General features: G+C 25.8%; 21 protein-coding genes. 9 read left to right on the forward strand and 12 right to left on the reverse strand.

Translation table 11 applies throughout. The annotated features are described in order from the left end of the window. Window positions 1-16: 16 nt before the first annotated feature. Together ABDZ71_RS13225 and ABDZ71_RS13230 are read right to left on the reverse strand one after the other, a co-directional pair. Window positions 17-1,300 carry an L-cysteine desulfidase family protein gene (locus ABDZ71_RS13225; protein WP_343762158.1) on the reverse strand — a complete coding sequence of 428 codons (1,284 nt, stop codon included), beginning with the start codon at window positions 1,298-1,300 and terminating at the stop codon, window positions 17-19. A 216-nt stretch (window positions 1,301-1,516) separates the two neighbouring features. Then, window positions 1,517-2,920 carry a glycosyltransferase family 2 protein gene (locus ABDZ71_RS13230; protein ID WP_343762160.1) on the reverse strand — a complete coding sequence of 468 codons (1,404 nt, stop codon included), beginning with the start codon at window positions 2,918-2,920 and terminating at the stop codon, window positions 1,517-1,519. A gap of 327 nt (window positions 2,921-3,247) precedes the next feature. On the opposite strand from ABDZ71_RS13230, the gene ABDZ71_RS13235 reads away from it, so the two are divergent. Further along, complete coding sequence (locus ABDZ71_RS13235; protein ID WP_343762162.1) at window positions 3,248-3,421, forward strand: hypothetical protein; 174 nt, start codon at window positions 3,248-3,250, stop codon at window positions 3,419-3,421. 183 nt (window positions 3,422-3,604) lie between these two features. On the opposite strand, the gene ABDZ71_RS13240 is transcribed toward ABDZ71_RS13235, so the two are convergent. Both ABDZ71_RS13240 and ABDZ71_RS13245 read right to left on the reverse strand, forming a co-directional pair. Then, window positions 3,605-4,051 (reverse strand): hypothetical protein, encoded by a 447-nt coding sequence (locus ABDZ71_RS13240; RefSeq protein WP_343762165.1) that lies wholly within the window; start codon window positions 4,049-4,051, stop codon window positions 3,605-3,607. A 32-nt stretch (window positions 4,052-4,083) separates the two neighbouring features. Then, complete coding sequence (locus tag ABDZ71_RS13245) at window positions 4,084-5,715, reverse strand: thiamine pyrophosphate-binding protein (protein WP_343762167.1); 1,632 nt, start codon at window positions 5,713-5,715, stop codon at window positions 4,084-4,086. A gap of 250 nt (window positions 5,716-5,965) precedes the next feature. Between ABDZ71_RS13245 and ABDZ71_RS13250 the strand changes: the two genes are divergently transcribed. Then, window positions 5,966-7,042, forward strand: coding sequence for a 2,3-butanediol dehydrogenase (locus tag ABDZ71_RS13250; RefSeq protein ID WP_343762169.1), 1,077 nt, complete (start codon window positions 5,966-5,968; stop codon window positions 7,040-7,042). A 201-nt stretch (window positions 7,043-7,243) separates the two neighbouring features. Here ABDZ71_RS13250 and ABDZ71_RS13255 read toward each other — a convergent pair whose 3' ends face one another. Both ABDZ71_RS13255 and ABDZ71_RS13260 read right to left on the reverse strand, forming a co-directional pair. Next, complete coding sequence (locus tag ABDZ71_RS13255; protein WP_343762172.1) at window positions 7,244-8,065, reverse strand: carbon-nitrogen hydrolase family protein; 822 nt, start codon at window positions 8,063-8,065, stop codon at window positions 7,244-7,246. Between the two features lie 30 nt (window positions 8,066-8,095). Continuing rightward, complete coding sequence (locus ABDZ71_RS13260; RefSeq protein WP_343762175.1) at window positions 8,096-8,653, reverse strand: DUF5673 domain-containing protein; 558 nt, start codon at window positions 8,651-8,653, stop codon at window positions 8,096-8,098. 223 nt (window positions 8,654-8,876) lie between these two features. Here ABDZ71_RS13260 and ABDZ71_RS13265 point away from each other — a divergent pair, with 223 nt between their 5' ends. Next, a complete protein-coding gene (locus ABDZ71_RS13265) occupies window positions 8,877-10,313 on the forward strand; it encodes a cation:proton antiporter (protein ID WP_343762177.1) in 1,437 nt (478 codons plus the stop codon). Window positions 10,314-10,420: 107 nt separating this feature from the next. Here the strand turns inward: ABDZ71_RS13265 and ABDZ71_RS13270 are convergent, their stop codons facing one another. From ABDZ71_RS13270 to ABDZ71_RS13285, 4 genes are all read right to left on the reverse strand, one after another. Further along, window positions 10,421-11,383, reverse strand: a complete 963-nt coding sequence (locus ABDZ71_RS13270; protein ID WP_343762180.1) for a YbgA family protein — start codon at window positions 11,381-11,383, stop codon at window positions 10,421-10,423. A 262-nt stretch (window positions 11,384-11,645) separates the two neighbouring features. After that, entirely contained in the window at window positions 11,646-11,933 is a 288-nt protein-coding gene (locus ABDZ71_RS13275; protein WP_343762182.1) for a DUF6637 family protein, read from the reverse strand. A gap of 72 nt (window positions 11,934-12,005) precedes the next feature. Next, window positions 12,006-12,503: a GNAT family N-acetyltransferase gene (locus ABDZ71_RS13280; protein ID WP_343762184.1), complete on the reverse strand. Its 498-nt coding sequence runs from the start codon at window positions 12,501-12,503 to the stop codon at window positions 12,006-12,008. Between the two features lie 97 nt (window positions 12,504-12,600). Continuing rightward, on the reverse strand, window positions 12,601-12,795 hold the full coding sequence (locus ABDZ71_RS13285) for a hypothetical protein (RefSeq protein WP_343762185.1): 195 nt from the start codon (window positions 12,793-12,795) through the stop codon (window positions 12,601-12,603). A 181-nt stretch (window positions 12,796-12,976) separates the two neighbouring features. On the opposite strand from ABDZ71_RS13285, the gene ABDZ71_RS13290 reads away from it, so the two are divergent. Genes ABDZ71_RS13290 through ABDZ71_RS13305 form a run of 4 tightly spaced genes read left to right on the forward strand, consistent with a single transcriptional unit; the run spans window position 12,977 to window position 17,889 of the window. After that, window positions 12,977-13,231: a (2Fe-2S) ferredoxin domain-containing protein gene (locus ABDZ71_RS13290; protein ID WP_343762186.1), complete on the forward strand. Its 255-nt coding sequence runs from the start codon at window positions 12,977-12,979 to the stop codon at window positions 13,229-13,231. Continuing rightward, the gene (locus ABDZ71_RS13295; RefSeq protein ID WP_343762188.1) at window positions 13,232-14,950 is read left to right on the forward strand and encodes a [Fe-Fe] hydrogenase large subunit C-terminal domain-containing protein; all 1,719 of its coding nucleotides are present in this window, start codon (window positions 13,232-13,234) and stop codon (window positions 14,948-14,950) included. 1 nt (window position 14,951) lies between these two features. Next, a complete protein-coding gene (locus ABDZ71_RS13300; RefSeq protein ID WP_343762189.1) occupies window positions 14,952-16,124 on the forward strand; it encodes a SpoIIE family protein phosphatase in 1,173 nt (390 codons plus the stop codon). 37 nt (window positions 16,125-16,161) lie between these two features. Continuing rightward, complete coding sequence (locus ABDZ71_RS13305) at window positions 16,162-17,889, forward strand: [Fe-Fe] hydrogenase large subunit C-terminal domain-containing protein (RefSeq protein WP_343762190.1); 1,728 nt, start codon at window positions 16,162-16,164, stop codon at window positions 17,887-17,889. A gap of 103 nt (window positions 17,890-17,992) precedes the next feature. Here the strand turns inward: ABDZ71_RS13305 and ABDZ71_RS13310 are convergent, their stop codons facing one another. Beyond that, window positions 17,993-18,802, reverse strand: a complete 810-nt coding sequence (locus tag ABDZ71_RS13310; protein ID WP_343762192.1) for a DUF1189 domain-containing protein — start codon at window positions 18,800-18,802, stop codon at window positions 17,993-17,995. Between the two features lie 306 nt (window positions 18,803-19,108). Then, window positions 19,109-20,362, reverse strand: a complete 1,254-nt coding sequence (locus ABDZ71_RS13315) for a dicarboxylate/amino acid:cation symporter (protein ID WP_343762193.1) — start codon at window positions 20,360-20,362, stop codon at window positions 19,109-19,111. A 415-nt stretch (window positions 20,363-20,777) separates the two neighbouring features. Between ABDZ71_RS13315 and pcp the strand changes: the two genes are divergently transcribed. Both pcp and ABDZ71_RS13325 read left to right on the forward strand, forming a co-directional pair. Beyond that, window positions 20,778-21,419 carry a pyroglutamyl-peptidase I gene (gene pcp, locus ABDZ71_RS13320; RefSeq protein WP_343762194.1) on the forward strand — a complete coding sequence of 214 codons (642 nt, stop codon included), beginning with the start codon at window positions 20,778-20,780 and terminating at the stop codon, window positions 21,417-21,419. Beyond that, complete coding sequence (locus ABDZ71_RS13325) at window positions 21,419-21,853, forward strand: gamma-glutamylcyclotransferase family protein (RefSeq protein WP_343762196.1); 435 nt, start codon at window positions 21,419-21,421, stop codon at window positions 21,851-21,853. The genes pcp and ABDZ71_RS13325 overlap by 1 nt, the downstream gene beginning before the upstream one ends. Window positions 21,854-21,924: the final 71 nt, after the last annotated feature.

Here is a 21,924-nt window from a genome sequence, read left to right on the forward strand (position 1 = left end):
TCTAGTATTTAAATCTTTAGCTATTATTAACCATAATATTTAATATTTCTTTATCAGTTTCCACCATTCCTGGATATGCTATCTTGCCTACATTTGCCATCATATTTTCTACACTATCTGAAGCTATTCCACAAGAGCTCGGAACAGCAATATTTGAAAGAGCCATTTTTGAACTTAAAAATGCAGATTTCACTCCACTATTTGCTTTTAAAGAACAAGCTTCGTTACCACCAGTACATATTATACCTGTTATATTAGAAAGCATATTTTTTATACTATCTTCTATTTGTTTTAAATTTCCTCCTAAAATATAAGTTATTCCAGCACTTGCTCCAGTTCCTGCTGCTACTGCGCATCCACAAAATGCAGACAGTTTACCTGAATATTCTTTTATATACATATTCACCAAATAACTAAGAGCTATAGATTTAGCTAACTTCTCTTTTGATAATTTTTCCTTTTCGTAAACGGCTAATATAGGCATAGTTGATATTATGCCATGATTTCCACTTCCTGTTATAGTCATAGCTGGAAGTTTTACTCCTCCTACTCTAGCATCCACTGCTGAAGCTGTAAGTATTTCACCATAAACTTCTGGATTTTCTAAAGTACCATTAGATTTTGCATTATCTATAAGAAGCTTTCCAAGTCCAATACCTTTACCTTTAAACCCTTCAAATGCTAATTTTTTATTCATATCTGCCCCTTTAAGAAGAAAATCTATATCTTTTAAATCTACAGATTCTACGAATTCTAGCATATCTTTTACAGTCATAGTAGTTATACTTCCCAGCTTAGAACACTCTTTATCTTTTGTCTCTTTTCTTTCTTTTCTAAATATAGTTTTATTATTTTTCTCAATTAAAACTATATTGTCATGACTACCTTCTATAATTACTTTTGAATATCCTTTGTCAGTATTAACAATGCATTCTATGTATAACCCTTCTGAATGTTCTTTAATACTGAATTTTACTATATCTTCCTTTGAAAGTTTCTTAGCTTTATCTATATCTTCTTTTGTTATATCATTTAATACTTTTAAACCTAAATTTGAATTTCCGCCAGTTATTCCAAGTAAAATAGACATTTTGTTTCCCTTTTCTAAAGTTCCAGGTATAGAACAGGAAAATCCATTTTTAAATAATCCTCTATCGGTTATAACTTTTATACTGATTATATTTCCTCCTATAGTTTCATAGGCTTTTGAAGAAGCTAAAGAAAGTGCTGCAGGTTCTGTAACTCCAAGTCCAGGAGCCATTTCTCTTTTTAATATATCTATAATCACATTTTTTCTCATACTTTTACCTCCTTATTCACTCCTATTAATATTCTATATTTATGATTTTTACCCTTTAAAATATATAGTTTTTAAATATATAGACTTATAAAATAACATATAATAATATTTTAAGTTGTTATATATTAGAAAACATCACTTTTTTAATATTACTTGTAATTATAAAAAAATAAGATATACCAAAATCTTAATTACAATTTTGATATATCTTATTTTTTATTCTAATTCTTGTATACTCATTTTTCTTACGTGCTTAGTATGACTCCACTCTTTATTATTTTTATCTAATATACCTTGTATAGTTATAGGAATCCATGTTACTGTATATATTCCATATAATAAATACCATGCGAATATCTTAAGAGAATGTTTTTTATCAAATATATATAAAAGCAACACAAAAATTAACAAATAACAAGTTGTGTATGTAGCTACTTGATAAAACTCTGGAGAATCAGATAATATAAACCCACCAATTAATACATTCAAAGAATAAAGAGAAAAAACACCAAACATAACTTTAGAAAGTTTGTTTTCTAAAAGCATTATTAAAGGAGTAAATAAAAATTGAAGTATACTAAATGTTTTCCAAACCCAAGGATTAAACAAATAGTTTATTACAAATATATTAGCTCCTTGCTGCATATTATTTTGCACAAGTGTAAGCAGTGCTGATATACCTAATAAAACCGTAACAAAAGGTTGTACTGTATAAAATGCGCAATCTAATGATACAAAATCTTTTTCTTTAAAAGCTTTTTTTATAAGTTTTCCAAAAAACCTACAAGATACATCAGTAAATCCTTGCATCCATCTTTTTCTCTGATTCCAAGACTGTTTTAATGTTAGAGGTTTCTCATCATATACTAAAGCATTATGGGCCCAGCCAACTTTATGTCCATTCAACACTAATTTACAAGTAAATTCTAAATCCTCTGTTAAACAAGTGGCTCCCCATCCTAATTTTCTTAATATTTCTGTATCCATGCAAAAACCTGTTCCACCAATTTGATTAGACAAACCAACATTTGCTCTAGCTAATTGAAACAATCTATTAGCTGTCCAAAAAGCTATAGAATAAGATCCTGTTATCCAGGAATCGTTAGGGTTTTTACTATCTATGTATCCTTGAACTACCTTATAACCTTGTAATAATTTATAATTCATTTCTGTAAGAAAATTCTTAGAAACTAAGTTATCTGCATCAAATATAGCTATGGAATCATATTTTTTGTCCATTGCAAATATCTTTGCAAACATCCATTCTAAAGCATAACCTTTTCCTCTTTTTTCTGGTACATTTCTCTCAAAAACAGATACATCGTCATATTGATTTGCTATCTTAGCAGTATTATCTGTACAATTATCTGCAATTATAAAAATATCATATAATTTCTTAGGATAATCTAACTCCTTTAAACTTTCTATTATTTCACTTATAACTGTTTCTTCGTTGTGAGCAGCAACTATTAGTGCAAATCTTTTTTCTGGTTTACACTTGCTACTACCGTTATCTTTCTTCCTATATAATCCAAATAAAGAAAGACCTAAATAGTACAACGTTATAGTAAAAACAAACAACTGAAATACAACAGTTAAATTAAAAACAAAATTTTTCATCAGTCTAGATCCTTTCTATAAAAAAATACTTATCATATTTATTTTCTATATATCGTATTCAATAATAACACATTTTTCCCCTTCTTACACATTAGTTAAAATATTTTATATTTTCTAAAAACATATTTAACATTATTATATATATAGTTTATTTTTTTACCATTATATATATAATACACTTATTAAAATATTAAGCATATTATATATTGATTTTTAAATTTCATTATGTTATACTATATATTGTAAAGAAGATTTAAACACATTATGTAAATGTATACATAATATATTTGCATATACTATATATTATTAATTAAGGGGTGTTGTTATATGAATAAAACTTATAATAAACTTTCTAAAAATATGATTAATAAAATAGATTGTCTTATAGACGATTCTGGAATGTCTAAAGAAGATTTCATAAAAAGCTTAAATGAAGTTTATTCTTCAGACAATAATTCTATAAATGACTTTGATATCTATTGCGACAGTTTTACAGCTTAATTTGTAATCGAGTTGTACCTAATTTTAAAAAATATATATTATAAATACAGAAAAGCCAGTAATTGAAATATACTGGCTTTTTTCTGTATTTAATCTCTTTACTTACTATACCTAGGTATATTTAAAATATTCAATAACTAATATTATATTATTAGTTATTGAATATTTTTAAAGCATAATTATTTATAAAATTGTTCCAACTATTACATCATTATATTTTTTTATGATATCATTACATTTTTCAATTTTTTCTTTTGTAAATTCATAATAATCATTCAATACAGCTATAACTATAATAGCTACTACTGTATTATCTTTTTCTATAGGACCTCCATATATAGATTTTATATTAAATGTTTTAAAACATGGATAATTTCTTCCGTCCTCATCAAGATTACTTATTCCTATACTCTTATTTTCACTTATAATTTCTGTAAGTATTTCATCATTTTTTATATATACAGGATTCTGAGCATGAAATTCTTTCCATCTACATAACCCTACTTCAGTTGTATCATTTTTATATACTGGACATATTCTTCCTTCACTCACCTTGTGACAAGCAAATTCTGCATCTAAATCTAATACCTCTTTTAATTCACTAAATAACTTATCAAATATCTTATACACTTTAACGCCTCCCTCTTTAAACCTATTTAAACTTACATTTTAGAATCATCACTTATTACACCTAGCCTATCTGGATCAATCATTATTTCAGATCCATCAGTTATAATTTCTACAACTAAAGGCTTATGTCTATTTAACATTTTATCTTTAATTAAATCAAAATCTTCATATTTATTTACTCTAACTGAATCAATTCCTAAAGACTCAGCTACAGATGCTATACTATTCTTTGAAAATTTAACTTTACCTTTGCATCCTCTACCAAAACAGTATGTTTGTCCATTATTAACAAGACCAAGCATAGAATTATTTACTACAAAATATATAATTGGCATATTGTATTCTTTAGCTGTAAGTATTTCTAAACCATTCATATAAAAACAACCATCACCTAATATAGCTGCATATGTTCTATTAGGATTTGATAAATAAGATCCCATACTACCAGCTACTGCATTTCCCATAGATGCATAGTTTATACTAGTTTGACAATCCATGTCTTCTCTCATAGGCATATATTTAAATATATAGTTGCAAAAATCCCCAATATCTCCAATAACACAAGAATCCTTAGGAAGAATTTCAGATATTTTTTCCATTACTAATCTTAATGACATTCCAGTATGATTTCTTACATAAGGTTTGTTCATCTCAGGTTTTTTAAATTCACCTGTTTTCTTAGTAATTTTTGAATTTATTATCTTTATTGCTTCTTTCAAATCATATTCAACAGATATATCTTCATTAAATACTTTATTAAATTCATTTTTATCCCAATCTATTCTTATTACTTTTTTATTAGCTACAAGCTCTTCATTGTAGTCTCTTGTAGCTGCTTGTCCTAATGAAGTTCCAAGAATAAGAACACAATCCATTTTTGTATTTCTTACATATTCTATGGCACCATCTGCAGTACAAAATCCATAATTCCCTAAATAATACTTAAAATCTGTGTTAACTATTGATTTTGCATTTGGTGTAGAAATCACTGGCCATTTAAGTTTTTCACTTAAGCTTTTAACTTCTTTTCCAAGACCTCTAGTACCTCTTCCAACTAAAATTATTCCTTTTTTTGATTTATCTATTTCTTTTATAGCTTTATCTAACATATTTTCATCATATTCTTTAGGTTCAATATGAAGTTTTTTAAGAGGCAATTGTCCTTTAAACTCACTCTTTTGAATATCTAAAGGTATTGATAAAGAAACTGGTCCATATGGTGGTGTTAAAGCAATCTTAATAGCTTTTTCAACTTCATTAAGTGCTTCATTACCATCAACAATATTTTTTGAGTATTTTGTTATAGTTCCAAGAGTTTTAGAATTATCAAATTCTTGAATTCCTCCTTTACCTTTATAAAATGAATTTACATCTCCGCTAATTATTAATAAAGGTAATTTGTTTCTTTTAGCATCTGCAATTCCATTTATAGCATTGTTTACACCAACACCCCCTGCTAATAAACAAACACCTATTTTTTTTGATAAATCAGCATATTTTGTAGCAGAATAAGAAGCTCCTGCTTCATTCTTTGTTACAATGTATCCTATATCTGTATCATTTAGTGCATCATCAATTCCTGAAAATGTACTTGCAGGTATCCCAAAAACGTATTTTACCTCATTTAATTCTAAATATTTAACTATAGCGTCTGCTATTCTCATATTATAAATTCCTCCTTTATCTGATAACTCTATTATATACAAAATATTTACTAATATCAAAAAATTTTACATTATTTAAAAAAATTACACTTAAAAGTACTTTTTGTGATTATATTAGCTAAATAATATATATTTTTATTGATGTAATATATCTTAATTTGTATAATAATATAGTAATAACAAAATTAAACATATAAGTATTTTTATGTATCACAATACTTATTTAAACCTATATAAAGGAGAGATTTTTATGAAAGCAGCTTTATGGTATAAAAAAAATGATATAAGAATAGAAGAAACTAAAGAACCAAAACTAAATAAAGGACAAGTTAAAATAAAAGTTAAATGGGCTGGGATATGCGGTTCTGACGTACATGAATATACATCAGGTCCTTTTGTTATTCCAACTAAAACTCCTCATCCTTTAACTAAAGATATAGCACCAGTAGTTATGGGTCATGAGTTTTCAGGAGAAGTTGTAGAAATTGGTGAAGGAGTAACTAAATTTAAAATTGGTGATAGAGTTGTAGGAGAACCTCAAATAGTTTGCGGAAAATGTAACTCTTGCAAAAGCGGAAAATATAATTTATGCCCTTCAATAGCTTGTATAGGGTTTTCTGGAAATTCCGGAGGAGGTTTTTCAGAATATGCTGTGGTAAATGAAGATTTTACTTATAAAATCCCACAATCTGTATCTTATGAAGAAGCAGCTTTAACAGAACCATTAACAGTAGCACTTCATTCTACTAGAAGAGCTAATTTTAAAGCAGGACAAACAGCTCTAGTTTTAGGTGCTGGCCCTATAGGACTTGCAACTATAGATTGTTTAAAAGCATCTGGAGCAAAACTTGTTATTGTTCTACAAAGAAAATCAATAAGACAAGAATATGCTAAAAAAGCAGGAGCAGATTACGTTTTTGATCCAAATGAAGTTAATATACCTTTTGAAGTAAGAAAACTTACAGAAAGTATAGGTGTAGATGTAGCTTTTGAAACAACTGGAGCTCAAATAGGCTTTGATACTGGTATTGATAGTATAAAACCTGATGGTACTTTAGTTATAACAAGCCTTTGGGAATCTCCTATTAAATTCAATCCTAATTCTATTCTCTTCACAGAAAAAACTATTTTAGGAACATTAGGATATAGACACGAGTTTCCAATGACTCTTGCTCTTTTAAAAGACGGAAGAATTGAAGGAAGTAAATATATAACTAAAAAAATCTTTCTAGATGATATAGTTGAAGAAGGTTTTAAAACTTTAATTGGTCCTCATAGAAAAAAACATTTAAAAATACTTGTAACACCTGACAAATCACTTATTTAGAAAAACAAATACCTTATTATTAATTAAGTCTATTTGTTTTAAATTAATGAGCTCATTAAAAAAATTATAGTATTATAATTAAAATGCTAGCTTTATAATAACTAAAGCTAGCATTTTCAAACTATAAAATTATAGACCTTAAAATAAACATTCTATAATATAAATTCATCCATTTTTAAAAGAAAATATTATAATTACAACCTAAAGGTTATATACCTCTTCTCTTCTGTGCTTTAAAACTGGTATTTGTTCTCTTACTTCTTTTTCATATTCCAAAGATACATCTACTAATAATATATTTTCTTTTTCCTCTAATTTACTTATTATTTTTCCCCAAGGATTTGTAACTAAAGAATTACCATAAGCTACATAAGTACTATTTTCATCTCTTGCAGGCGATACTCCAACCATATAAACTTGGTTATCTAAGGCTCTACTTTTAAAAAGAGTTTCCCAATGAGAAGGACCTGTTGTCATATTAAAAGCTGCTGGTGTAAAAATAATCTTTGCTCCTTTTAAAGCCATTTTTCTAGATAATTCTGGGAACCTAATATCATAGCAAATCATAAGTCCAATTTTACCCCATTTAGTGTCCACTACAGTACATTTATTCCCAGCAGTTAAGGTATCTGATTCTTTAAATCTAACTCCACCTTTAACATCTATATCAAAAAGATGAACTTTTCTATGTTTATCTAACACATTTCCTTTATCATCAATGATCACAGAAGTATTAAAAATTCTGTCCTTTTCATCTATTTCTGGTATAGACCCTGCTATAATATATACTTTATTTTTTAAAGCACATTGTTTTAATGTAGAAATAGTTCTTCCCATTTTATTTTCTTCTATTTTTTCACTATATTCTCTAAAGTATTTGTTATCATATGGACAATTAAACATTTCAGGCAATATTACTATTTCTGCGCCTTTTTTAATGCACTTTTCTATCATATCAATAGCATGTAATACATTAGTCTTTTTATCTTTACAAACCTTCATTTGACATAACCCTATTTTCAATTATAGATACCTCCCTTTTAACTTATTATTTTAATTTTCAGTAGTATCTTTTTCTTTATCCTCTTCTTCTAATGTATGTTCTACATAAGTATTTCCTATATATTTTTTTAATAATTCATCAACTTTTTCTTTATCTGTAGGTAGTATACTCCAATCTCTTCTATCCTTTTTATTTTTAACTTTCACCGTAAAAAATAATAAATTAGGATTTTTAGGATGCCACTCCCATTCTAATATATCATCCCACTTTGCAAAATCATATACTACTTTAGAATATAAACTCTTATTTCCTAAACCCTTTTCTGTTATAATCTTTAGTTTACTAAAATCATACACACAAAGTAATAAATATATAACTATAAGCATCCCTAAAACAGAATCACTAGATTTCACCAAAGAATAAACTGAATAAGAAATAATTCCTATTATAAGAAGCAATAAAAAATTTTGTTTAATCATACTTCTTTTTAAATTTAAAACAATTTCTCCTATATGTTTACTAGAACTTCTCCCTTTTATAAATGATAATACAAATTGAACTACTATAGCTAATACAAGCATATACTGAAGTGCTAAGTCAAATTTCAAAAGCTTACCTCCTTAAATTCTATATTTTTTTATTTCTATAAAAAACTTTTAAAATCCTTTACTTAAACATTATAAAATATTTTTAGCCATAATGGTAAAAAATATTTTAAATAAAGTTAATAGATTATAACAATTTAGTAATATATACTATTGTAATTTTATGTTATAATTTTCTAAAACCTATTTAAAATATTAATCATAAATTTGAGAGGTGACTTAATTAATGGAAAACATAAATTATGATTCGGTACTAATTTTAGCTTTATTTGCATTTATAACCCCTTTATTCATAAGTGCTTTTAAAAAATACAAAATTCCTTTTGTAGTAGGAGAACTTTTTATAGGAATAATTATAGGAAAAAGTTTTTTAAACTTAATCCATGTAGACCCTTGGATTGATTTTTTATCAAATCTAGGTCTTGCATATTTAATGTTTTTAAGCGGATTAGAAATTGATGTTCATAGCATAAAGGTAGGAAAGTCTAAAAAAGCTACAGGATATAATTATGTACTTTTATGTGTAATTATGTGTTTAATTTCAATTGGAATATCTTTTGTTATATGTAAAATCCTTTATTCTTTTGGCCTTATAAAAAGCGTGTGGTTTATGACATTTTTACTTTCTGCCTCTGCTCCAGGATTTTTAGTTCCTTTTTTAAAGGAAAAAGGTATACTTAAAACCCAATATGGTCAAATACTTTTAATATATTCTTTACTTGCAGAGTTTACAAGCTTGATTGCTATGACTGTTATTTCTTCAAAAATTAGTTATGGTTTAAGTTATAAAAGCTTTCTTTTCTTAGTAATTATACTAAGTTCATTTTTAATATATATAATATTAAAAAGGTTTCAAAACAAATATGACTTTAGTGTTTTCCTGGGAAATGATATGCATATAGAAGTTAGGGCAGCTTTTGCATTAATGCTTATACTTGTTACTATTTCTCATAAAGTAGGAACTGAAATAGCTTTAGGTTCTTTCTTAGCTGGAGTAATTTTCACATTTTTAACTGACAAAAGTAGAGAAGAAGACTTAAAATACAAATTAGATATAATAGGCTATGGCTTCTTAATTCCTATATTTTTTATAATGGTAGGTGTAAAATTAGATATATCTTCTATACTTACTAGTCCTAAATATTTATTAAGTATACCTATTATATTAATAATTATATATGTTATTAAACTTATACCTTCTTTACTTTTAAAATATAAATATGGATTAAACAAAACAATATCAGCTTCTTTTATTTTGTCTAGTCAACTTAGTGTAATGATAGTAGGAGATCAAATTGCCTTTAATTTAAAACTTATAAATACTGAATTATATTCTACTTTAATACTTACTACTGTTATTTCTTGCTTATTATTTCCTTTAATCTTTAATAAAATTTTAAAAACAGATAATTTTAAAGAGTTAAATAAATTTGATGTTAAAAAAATATATATAAGAGAAGTGGTACCTCTTAACAAAGATATATTTAATAAACCTTTAATGGATGTAAAATTCCCCTTTGGCTGCAGAATACTTTTAATATTAAGGGATACAGAAAAGATTATACCTAATGGTAACTCTACTATATTAGAAGGTGATGTTCTGGTCATTGCAGGATTTGGAGAAGAATCATCTAAATTTATAAGTATGCTACAAAGTAGTTAATCTAATAGGAACTTTTTCAAATAAAGTTTTAGTTAACTTATAAATTTACTAAAAAAACTTATAATTCCCTTAATAATAAAAAAGACTTCTAATTGAAGTCTTTTTTATTATATGGATTTTCCTGAATCTCTAACTTCCATAATATTATCAGGATATGGCTTGAAAAAAGTCTGATTTATTAAATATTCTATATTAAATCTTACAGCATAGGATTTAATTAAATATAAGGGAGTTGAAAATGGCAAATTACCATTTTTATATTTATCTATAGAATCTAGTATATAAATCTCCTCTTCTTTATTTATATCTTTTTTAAAAAAATTTAATGCATATTTTAATATCTTTATCCTAGATGTATATTTAGCACTTATTTTTATGCATTTTTTTAAATGTTTTTCGTATTCATTAATAACCTTATAATTTGAATAAATATCATCTTTTTTTAAAATATTATTTAAAATAATATATTCTTTAGTATTACAACACATAAGGAGTAACTCATTTTTATAATGAAATTCCTCTAGTTTTTTAATTGAATATTCACTCTTTACCTTCTTAAATCTATATAATGTATATACTCTAGTTAAAAAGTTTTCTCTTATTTTATAGTTTGTAAGTCTACCTTCATCTTCTATTATAAATTCTGGATATTCCTCTTTTATAATCTCTGCAAATATACCTGTACCTTTAGAAAAAGCCGATCCTCTATCCGCCCCTTTATATACTTTAACATCTTTTATACCGCAAGATGGAGATCTACTTTTTAAAATGAATCCATCAATATCATCATAAACTGATAAAAATTCCTTAGAAAATTCGCACATTGATGCAGTCAAATCCATTTTAGTAGAAGGTTGTAATATTTTTGTATTCCCTTCTCTATTAACTAGCCTAAGAGTATCCCTTGGAGTACTTAACCCTATAGATGTTTCTGGACACACAGTAACAAATTTTACAAAGGGCTCTAACTTTTCTATAAAAGAGCTTTTAGACATTTGTCCATTATATCTACAATTTTCAAATCCTAAACATTTACTTACACATATTATAGGTTTTTCTAATTTATCCATACAATCTCTCCAAATAGTATATTTAATATTTATATTAAATTTAGTATTTCTCTTAACAATATTAAATATTCTAATAGATAAAACTTAAAATTTTTCATAAAATATGTCCTTTTTAAAAATCTAAATGCAAAAATTAGAAATTAATTATAATTAGTTTTATATAAGTCTATTATTAATAGATTTATTGAAAAATTTATATATTTTATACAAAGCAAAAAAAGATAGGACTTAAAATAGCCTATCTTTTTATATGTTAAATTTTCTATTTAATAATTACTAATGAAATTATTAAAAGAGCTAACATAACTGCTCCTATCATAAAATAAAAATACCCTTTTGCTTTATCTTTTTTAAATTTAAATTCATTAATTCCACTTAATACATTAAGTACCACTAATAAAACTAATATTATATTATTAAATTTAAATTTTCCTATGTAATTTATAGAGTTATTAAATATTATTGCAAAAGCCATTACTAATATTAACACACCTAAAATAATCTGAAAAAGCTGTAAATAGCTTTGAGTAGATTTTTTATTATTTTTCATACAATCAATTCTCCCTTTAACTCCCATTTTTACACAATTCATAGAATATTCTGGATATTCCCTATAAAGACATTATTTTAATATCTTTTCAAAACATTTAAAAGGTAAATGCTTACCCTCAAAATTAACTTCTCCTATTATATTATAACCACATTTTTCATAAAAATTTATTGCTATTTCATTTTCACAATATGTATCTAATCTTACAGATTTATATCCATTACTTAAACCATGTTCTTCTACAAATTCCATAATCTTTTTTCCTAAACCTTTCCCTTGATGTATGGGGTTTATTGCTAACCTATGGACTACTAGAGCATTTTCATCATTTAACTCCCATTTTAATTTTTTATATTCAGGAGATTGATCCTCATTTAAACAAATCATAGCAATGCATTCTTCTTTATCCATAATCACATATAGATTTTCTTTTTTTATATCTTCTATTAAAGTTTTTTTATCTGGATAATCAGCATCCCACTGACTATTTCCTTTGATTAACATGTCCTTCTTACAAAGCTTAAGCATTTTCATAATTGAATCTATATAATTTTCTGCGGCTATAATCATATACCTATACCCCTCTCTAAAGCAATATAAGTATAATTATACTATAATAATATATATTATGTAAAACAATAAATAATGCGTAGTTTATATACAAATATTAACTTTTTGTATTCTTATATAGAGCAGTATATAATATAGCTATAGTTATAAATACTAAGATTAACATGGCTGCAATCATAAAAAATTTAGGAATCTTATTACTCATAGTAGCTAATATTATATTATATCCGGAAAATATAAAAATAGATGCTATCACAATTATTGAAACAACAGTAATTACTATCTTATTCATAAAATATCCCCTTTATAATCCTTTAATTAAATAATACCCTATTTCTAATGTTAAAATCTATACAAATTAGTTACAAAATTCTTAATAATATCTTAAATTAAAATTCATTATATTAATTTTCAAGCTTTTATTGTAAAATTATTATAAACATATAAAAAAAATTAGAAGGTGATTATATCAAATGATTACAATTAATGTATGTGTCGGGAGTGCTTGTCATTTAAAAGGTTCTTATAAAGTAATCTCTAGTTTTAAAAAAATGATTTCTGATAAAGATTTAGAAAATAAAATAGAAATTAAAGGAGCCTTTTGTTTAGGTCATTGTACAGAAGCTGTTTCTGTTAAGGTTGAAGATAAAATCTATTCTGTAAACGAGTCCAATGTTGATAAATTTTTCCATGATGTAATATTAGGTAAGTTAAAGGAGAATGAATAGATGAACTATATAGATATATCCGGTTCCAATTGTAGAAACTGTTATAAATGCCTAAGATCATGTCCTGTTAAAGCTATTAAATTTCAAAATGAAAAAGCAGAAATAGTAGAAGAACGTTGTATATCCTGCGGAAATTGCCTAGTAATTTGTCCTCAAAACGCAAAAAAAGATGTCCAAGATATAAATAAAATAAAAAAGGCCATCTCTTCTGGAAAAAAAGTAGTAGCTAGTATTTCCTCGGTTTTCCCTGGATTTTTCAGCATAGATGAAGGTAAAGTTATATCCGCTCTTAGATCCTTAGGTTTTTCAAATATAGAAGAAACTGCCTTAGGAGGAGAAATTGTTTCAGAATTATATAAAAACTATATAGAAAAAACAAAATTAAATAATTATATTTCTTCAACATGTCCTTCTGTTGTAAGTTTAATAGAAAAATATTTTCCAGATCTTATAAAATATCTAATGCCTATTTCTTCTTCCATGACAGCACATGGTAAAATGTTAAAAAATCTTTATGGACAAAATAGCTTTGTAGTTTTTATAGGACCTTGTATTGCTAAAAAAACAGAATCAGATATATACAAAAAAGATAAAGCTATTGATGCAGTAATTAATTTTGATGAATTAAAAAATTGGATAAAAATTTCTAATATTGATATAAAAAACTTACCCTTAGGAGATTTTGATAAAAATACCTATAAAAAAATTAGAACTTTTGCAATGAAAAACGGTATAATAGATTCTATTAAAGATACTCTTTGTAATAAAAACTTAAATTCAATTGCAGTAACGGGAGTAAAAGACTGTATAGAGGCTTTAAAAAGTATGGAAAAGGGATATATTAAAAATACATTTTTAGAAATAAGCAGCTGTGAAGGTAGTTGCATCGGTGGTCCTAATATGTGCAAAAGTAAATCTTTATACTATTATAGATTAAATAAAGTTAAAAATTATATACAAAACAGAAATAAAAACACCCTTACAAAGCTTCCTACTATTCCAAGTTCTATAGATTTTTCAGTAAAATTTCATGATAAAAGCTTTAAAAAAAAGAAAGCACCTAAAGAAGAACTTTTAAAGATAATGAAAAGTTTAGGTAAATACAGTAAAAAAGATGAACTTAACTGTGGGGTTTGTGGGTACAATACTTGCCTTGAGAAAGCTCAAGCTATATACGAAGGTATGGCAGAAACTAATATGTGCCTTCATTATATGAGAAATAAAGCAGAAAATTTAACTAATGCTATCTTTGAAAATACTGTTAATTCCATATTCTTACTAGATGAAAATATGCATGTAAAAGCAATGAATCCTGCTGCTGAAAAAACTTTTTTAGTAAAAGCTAAAGATATAAAAGACAAGCCTATATCTCTTCTTATAAATGACGAAGATTTTATATATGTAAAAGAAACTCAAAAAAACATCATAGGAAAAAAGCTATCCTATCCTCAATATAATGTTGTATTCATAAAAACTATAGTATATATGCCTAAACAACGTATGATTATGGTTTCTATGTTCAATGTTACTGAAGAGGAAAAAAATAAAAAGGAGCTTTTAAAGGTAAAAGAAGAAACTATAGATGCTGCTCATAAGGTTATTGAAAAACAAATGAGAGTAGCTCAAGAAATTGCTAGTTTGCTCGGTGAAACTACTGCTGAAACAAAAACTACATTAACTAAATTAAAAAAAGTAGTGGAAGGAGATAAAAAGATATAAAATGGATTTATTTGTTGAAGTTGCTTTTGATAGTTTAAATAAATTTCAAGAAGAACTATGTGGAGATATGGTAAATGTAATAAGACTTAAAGATTGTACTATACTTGTTTTATCAGATGGATTAGGTAGTGGAGTTAAAGCAAATATTTTATCTACACTTACTTCTAAAATTGCAGGAACTATGCTTAAAGAAGGGGCCGATATATATGAAACTGTAGATACTATAGTAAATACTCTACCTATTTGTAAAGTAAGAAATATCGCCTACTCTACTTTTACCATAATAAAAATATATAAGGATGGTAAAACATATATTGCAGAATATGATAATCCTCCTTTACTTATAATAAGAAATAATAAATTTTTAGAAATACCTAAAAAAGAAATAAAGATAAAAGATAAAACAGTTTATGAAAGTAATATAAATCTTCAAGATGGAGATTTAATAACAATAGTAAGCGACGGAGTAATTCATGCTGGTTTAGGAGAAATTCTTAATTTAGGATGGGAATGGAGTAATGTACGAGACTATTTAGAAAGAAGAAGCTTACAAAATGCTACAGCACAATTTATTACCAAAGATCTTTTAGAAGTCTGTTTTAACTTATATGATGGTAAACCTGGAGATGATACTACAGTAGTATCCATGAAAGTAAAAAGCCCCCAGTATGTTGATTTATTCACAGGCCCTCCTAAAGAGGATTGTAATGATAAATTAGCTATATCTGAATTTATGAAAGGAAAAGGTAAAAAGGTTATTTGTGGTGGTACTGCTGCAAATATTGCTGAAAGAGAACTTAACAAAACCTTAGAAGTAAATTTAGATTTTGAAAATACAGATTTACCACCAACTGCTACTATGGAAGGTATTGACTTAATTACAGAAGGAGTACTTACTTTAAACAAAGCTGTAGAATTAATAAAAAATTACTCTAATCCTTTTTATGAAAAAAATAATATTCCTGATATCTCAGGAAATGATGCAGCATCAAAGCTTGTAAAACTTTTAATAGAAGACTGTACCCATCTTAACATATGGGCTGGTAGTGCAGTTAATCCTGCTCACCAAAATCCTGATTTACCTTTAGATTTAACCATAAAACTAAAGTTAATAAAACAGCTTTGTGATCATATGAAAAAATTAGGTAAACATGTTGACCTATACTATATATAATTATACTTACAAATTTATTTAGTTAGGAGGAAGGAAAATGGATTATATAAAATTTACTAAAGCTAATTGTAAGAATTGCTATAAATGCCTTCGCTCTTGTCCTGTTAAAGCCATTCAATTTAAAAATGAGCAAGCAAAAATAATAAATGATAGATGTATACTATGTAGTCGCTGCGTACTTATTTGTCCTCAAAACGCAAGAAAAGTTAACACCCATATAAATAAATTAAAAAATGCTTTAAAAAATAATAAAAAAATAATTGTATCCTTAGCACCATCTTTTGCAGGAAATTTTAATTTTTCTTATAAAAAATTAATAGGAGCTTTAAAAACTTTAGGTATAAGCTATGTAGAAGAAACTGCTTTAGGCGCAGATATAACAAGTAGACTATACGAAAAATTTATAAACAATAATAAAATGCCCTACTATATCTCAACAGCCTGCCCCTCTTCTAATATGCTAATAGAAAAATATTACCCAGAATTAATAAAATATATGCTTCCAATTTTATCTCCAATGGCATGTCACTGCAAAACCTTAAAAGAAGTGTATGGTAAAGACGCCTTTGTAATATTTATAGGCCCTTGTTCTGCTAAAAAAACTGAATATGAACTTCATAATAAAGATAACATTTTAGATGCTGTAATAACTTATGAAGAATGCATTAAATTATTAGATGATTTTAATATTAATATAGAATCTTCTCCTGATATAGATTTTGACTGTAATTCTTTTAATTCAGGACCTCACTATCCTATTCCTGGTGGTATCTGTAATAATATAAAAGATAGTTTGAAATTTAACAATATAAAACCTATAGCAGTAGACGGCGTTTATGACTGTATTGATGTTTTTGAAAATATTAAAAAGGGCTATATGAAAAACTCATTCATTGAAGTAAGCATATGTAAAGGAAGTTGTATTGGTGGTCCTGATATGATACAAAACAAACATATATACTATAATAAATTAGAAAAAGTTGAAAACTATATAAAAAACAGAACATTAATATCTAATGAAAAACTAAATAAAAAAGAAAAGGACCTATCTATAAAAAACTTTTCTAAAAACTTTATAGATAAAAGTTTGGAAGATATAATCTTTTCAGAAAAAGAAATGGAAGATACTTTAAAATCTATGGGCAAATATAGTGAAGAAGATGAACTTAATTGTGGTGTATGTGGATATAATACCTGTCGTGAAAAAGCAAAAGCAATTCTTAAAGGTATGGCAGAGCCTACTATGTGCCTTCATTATATGAGAAATAAAGCTGAAAGTATTTCTAATATAATATTTGAAAATACTGCTAGCTGTGTAATATTACTAGATAAGAATTTAAATATATTAGAAATTAATCCTGCTGTAGAAACAGCCTTCTGCGTTGAAAAAAACGCCATAAAAAACAAGCATATAAGTATCCTTATGGATGAAACAGATTTTGAATATGTTAAAAATACTAATAAAAATTTATTAGGTAAAAAAGTTCATTGCAATAACTATAATTTAGTCTTTATAGAAAATATTATATATATACCTAAGCAAAATATTTTCATGGCTTCTATGATAAATATAACTGAACTTGAAAAAAACAAACAAAATATGAAAGAACTTAAAAAGACTTCATTTACTGCTGCACAAGAGGTTATTGAAAAACAAATGAGAGTAGCTCAAGAAATCGCAAGTTTACTAGGTGAAACCACCGCTGAAACTAAAATAACTCTTTCTAATCTTAAAAAATTTGTTAATACTGATGATGAAAATTAAAACTCTATTTAAAATAAAAAAGATTAAACTACATTAAATATATAAAGAAGAGATAGTTTAAATTTAAACTATCTCTTCTTTAGCTCATTAAAGACTATAGATTTTATTGAAAAAACTCTTCTTCGTCCTCTTCTTCTTTTATTTTTATAGCTCTGATTGCTAATAATAAATATACTAATGATATCATAGAAAAAAGCAATGTTGAAAATTCAAAGGAAAATACTATTGCTAAACTTCTCAAAATGATTGCTGGGGTTAATGCATATAATGTTAATTTATAAATATCTTTAAATCTTAAACTTACATCTAATATAGTTTTTATTATAATTCCTATAATTGATATTAAAATTGCTTTAAACAGATCTCCTATTAAAAAACATATTCCTATTAATATAGGTATAGCAATTTTGCCTTTTGAAACTAATCCTTTCATTTTATCAAATAATTGGTTTTTTGAAACATTTAATCCTGGTATACTTGTATAATTTAAATTAACTACCTTTCCACTTTTATATTTAAAAGCAAATCTACTATCAAACATAAAAATCCCTGAATCATATTTATCTAAAACTTCTTTCCCATAAGTTGTATCATCCATAACAAATCTATGAATTTTTTCACCATCAATTTTTAAATCCTCACTATCTAAATTATCTAATTTAAATTTATCTCCATTTTTTATATCTAATTTACCATTTTTAATAGTAAATTCAGGAATCTTGTTTTTATATTCTATATTAAAATTATCTACAGAATTTGCTACTTTAAATATAGGTTTCATAAAAGCTAAAGTTGTAAATAAAACAGAAACTAATATTACATATATAAGTGCTTTTCCTCCAGATTGTTTTTTAAATTCAATATAAGCTTTAAAATCATAAAAGCTTTTTATAAATTTTTGAAATATGTTCATTTATTCACTCCCTTAATGTTTCTTATTAAACTATAGTCTATTTACAAAATTAAATTTGTACTATAATTATAATCTTTATTCCATAGAAATTCCATTTATTAATCTTACAAACTAAAACTGATATCTTACATTAGTGTAAGATGAATTTATAGACTATAGCTGCTTCATATTATGAATTAATAAGAAATTATAAATTCAGTTACAACATATTTCAATATATTTCAATAAAAAAATATCCTTAAAAAGAATTAGAATTCATTTTAAAGATATTTTTACTTTAATTAGTATTTAAAATATATATAAATTTTAAGAATTATACACATCTAAATCCAGTTCATTTTCTGATTTTGACATTATAACAGTTGCAGATGCATCCCCTGTTATATTAACTGCTGTCCTTATCATGTCTAATATTCTATCTACACCTAGAACTAAAGATATTCCTTCAACAGGAAGACCTACTTGTTGAAGTACCATAGATAACGTTATAAGACCTACTCCTGGTACTCCTGCTGTACCTACTGATGCTAATGTTGCTGTTAAAACAACCATTAAAAGTTGAGTAAAAGTAAGAGGTATACCATAAACTTGAGAAATAAATATAGTAGCAACACCTTGCATAATAGCTGTTCCATCCATATTCATAGTTGCACCTAAAGGTATGGTAAAACTAGTTATAGACTGAGATGTACCTAATTTTTTCTCACAAGTTTCCATATTCATAGGTATACTAGCATTACTACTTGATGTACTAAATCCTAAAACCATAACTGGCCAAAACTTTTTATAAAACTTAACTGGATTTACTTTTCCTAAAAATTTCAAAGCTAATCCATATACAACTACAGCTTGTATAGCTAATACCAATATTATAGTTAAAGCATATTTTATAAGTTTAGTTAAAACATCTACCCCTTGAAGCATAATTACTTTTGATATAAGAGCAAATACACCTACTGGAGCAAATAACATTACTATTCCAATAATTTTTAATAAAACTTCATTTATTTGTTCAACTACATCTAATAGTGGTTTTGCTTTTTTACCTATTAAGGTAATAGAAATTCCAAATATTATTGCAAAAACTATGATTTGAAGCATCTCACCTTTTACTAAAGATTCTATAGGATTAGTAGGCACCATATTTACAAATACATCCATTATAAATGGAGCCTTAGAAGATTTAAATTCAGTAGCTCCAGCTATTAAACTTTGTCCACCAACTCCTGGGCTTATAACTTTAGTAACAACCATTGCTATTGTTATAGCTATTGCAGTTGTAAAAGTATAATATAATAAAGTTTTAATTCCTACTCTACCTAATTTTTTAATATCCCCTACACTGGCTGTACCACATATAAGAGAACAAAGAACAAGTGGAACTACAATCATCTTTATTCCTCTAAGAAATACATTACCTAAAGGATCTAAAACCCATCTAACAATTTCTTTATTTAATTGAGGTTCAAGTACTATATTACTTAATATACCAAAACCTACCCCTAAAAATAATCCTAATAAAACTTTAATAGTTAACGACATTTTTTTCTTTTGTTTCATATTATCCCTCCAAAATGACATTTGACCCTAAAATTATTCATGTCTTACATAATTATACGACTTTTCAAGACATTTTTCAATATTTTATGAATAATTTCTTTTCTTTAAATTCATTTGTTGCACAAAATTTAAAAGTTTGCAAATCAACTGGTCATTATTCTTAATATTCTGTTAATAATAGCCTATACTGAATTAATAATATAATATTATCTACTAACCTATACCTTTTTTTAAAAAGATTAAATTTCCAAAAATTTAAAATAAAGTAATTTGACCATAGAACAAAAATATTATATAATTTTTGTTAAAAGCATATATTTTTTTATATATTTTAATATTATTAAAATTATATAAAAATTAGAAAATAAGTAAATAATAACTATATATTAACTTTAATTTTAGGAGGAATTACATAATGAAAGTATTAATAACAGGATTTGATCCCTTTGGAGGAGAAAAAATAAACCCTGCATTAGAAGCAGTAAAAAAAATAAAAGATAGAATTAATGGAGCAGAAATAATAAAATGTGAAATACCTACTGTATTTAAAAAATCTGTAGAAAAATTAGAAGAATGTATAGAAAAGCATAACCCTGATTTAGTTTTTTGCATTGGGCAAGCTGGTGGAAGATATGATATGACAATAGAAAGAGTAGCTATAAATGTAGATGACTTTAGAATAAAAGACAATGAAGGAAATCAACCTATAGATACACCTATATTTGAAGATGGTAAAAATGCATATTTTTCAAATTTGCCTATAAAAGCAATAGTAAAAGAAATACAATCTAATAATATACCTGCTTCAGTTTCAAACACTGCTGGTACTTTTGTATGTAATCATTTAATGTATGGTTTACTTTATTTAATAGATAAAAAATACTCAAATATAAGAGGTGGATTTATCCACGTTCCATTTATACCTGCTCAAGTAATAGAAAAAAGAAATACTCCTAGTATGGCTGTAGAAAATATAACTAAAGCTTTAGAACTTGCTATAAAAGCTTCTTTAGAAAATGAAAAAGACATAAAATCAGTAGGGGGTAAAATTTTCTAATGATACAAAAGTTATTTGTCTACGGAACTTTAATGGAAGACTTCTATAATTATGATAAATATTTAAAAGATCAAGTAATAACTCTTGAAAAAGCAACTTTCAAAGGTAAACTATATCATATGCCTAAAAAAGGATATCCTGCTTTACTTCCAGGAAATGATGATATATTAGGTGAAATAATTACTATAAAAAATTGGGATGAAAATTTAAATTTAATGGACAAAATGGAGCATTTCTTTGGAGAAAATGATAGCTCTAATGAGTATAATAGAAAAGTAATAGAAGTAAAAATATCTAAAGATAATGAAATAATTACTGAAAAAGCTTATAGCTATTTATACAATCTTAGTGAAAAAGACAAAGAAAATTTTAAAGATGAATTTATATATATTCCAAGTGGAAATTGGAGAGACTACATGGAAAATAAAAAATAAATTTAAACCCCTCTATAAGATTTGATTTCAATCTTATGAGGGGTTTATAAATTTATTATAATAAATTACTT

The organism is Clostridium oceanicum (assembly GCF_039521385.1).
Taxonomy (GTDB): domain Bacteria; phylum Bacillota; class Clostridia; order Clostridiales; family Clostridiaceae; genus Clostridium_F; species Clostridium_F oceanicum.

What these genes read in the sequence shown, in the direction of transcription:
- ABDZ71_RS13225 (WP_343762158.1), bottom strand. Translation starts at nt 1,300, where the DNA reads ATGAGAAAAAATGTGATTATAGATATATTAAAAAGAGAAATGGCTCCT.
- ABDZ71_RS13230 (WP_343762160.1), bottom strand. Translation starts at nt 2,920, where the DNA reads ATGAAAAATTTTGTTTTTAATTTAACTGTTGTATTTCAGTTGTTTGTT.
- ABDZ71_RS13235 (WP_343762162.1), top strand. Translation starts at nt 3,248, where the DNA reads ATGAATAAAACTTATAATAAACTTTCTAAAAATATGATTAATAAAATA.
- ABDZ71_RS13245 (WP_343762167.1), bottom strand. Translation starts at nt 5,715, where the DNA reads ATGAGAATAGCAGACGCTATAGTTAAATATTTAGAATTAAATGAGGTA.
- ABDZ71_RS13250 (WP_343762169.1), top strand. Translation starts at nt 5,966, where the DNA reads ATGAAAGCAGCTTTATGGTATAAAAAAAATGATATAAGAATAGAAGAA.
- ABDZ71_RS13265 (WP_343762177.1), top strand. Translation starts at nt 8,877, where the DNA reads ATGGAAAACATAAATTATGATTCGGTACTAATTTTAGCTTTATTTGCA.
- ABDZ71_RS13270 (WP_343762180.1), bottom strand. Translation starts at nt 11,383, where the DNA reads ATGGATAAATTAGAAAAACCTATAATATGTGTAAGTAAATGTTTAGGA.
- ABDZ71_RS13275 (WP_343762182.1), bottom strand. Translation starts at nt 11,933, where the DNA reads ATGAAAAATAATAAAAAATCTACTCAAAGCTATTTACAGCTTTTTCAG.
- ABDZ71_RS13280 (WP_343762184.1), bottom strand. Translation starts at nt 12,503, where the DNA reads ATGATTATAGCCGCAGAAAATTATATAGATTCAATTATGAAAATGCTT.
- ABDZ71_RS13285 (WP_343762185.1), bottom strand. Translation starts at nt 12,795, where the DNA reads ATGAATAAGATAGTAATTACTGTTGTTTCAATAATTGTGATAGCATCT.
- ABDZ71_RS13290 (WP_343762186.1), top strand. Translation starts at nt 12,977, where the DNA reads ATGATTACAATTAATGTATGTGTCGGGAGTGCTTGTCATTTAAAAGGT.
- ABDZ71_RS13295 (WP_343762188.1), top strand. Translation starts at nt 13,232, where the DNA reads ATGAACTATATAGATATATCCGGTTCCAATTGTAGAAACTGTTATAAA.
- ABDZ71_RS13300 (WP_343762189.1), top strand. Translation starts at nt 14,952, where the DNA reads ATGGATTTATTTGTTGAAGTTGCTTTTGATAGTTTAAATAAATTTCAA.
- ABDZ71_RS13305 (WP_343762190.1), top strand. Translation starts at nt 16,162, where the DNA reads ATGGATTATATAAAATTTACTAAAGCTAATTGTAAGAATTGCTATAAA.
- ABDZ71_RS13310 (WP_343762192.1), bottom strand. Translation starts at nt 18,802, where the DNA reads ATGAACATATTTCAAAAATTTATAAAAAGCTTTTATGATTTTAAAGCT.
- ABDZ71_RS13315 (WP_343762193.1), bottom strand. Translation starts at nt 20,362, where the DNA reads ATGAAACAAAAGAAAAAAATGTCGTTAACTATTAAAGTTTTATTAGGA.
- pcp (WP_343762194.1), top strand. Translation starts at nt 20,778, where the DNA reads ATGAAAGTATTAATAACAGGATTTGATCCCTTTGGAGGAGAAAAAATA.
- ABDZ71_RS13325 (WP_343762196.1), top strand. Translation starts at nt 21,419, where the DNA reads ATGATACAAAAGTTATTTGTCTACGGAACTTTAATGGAAGACTTCTAT.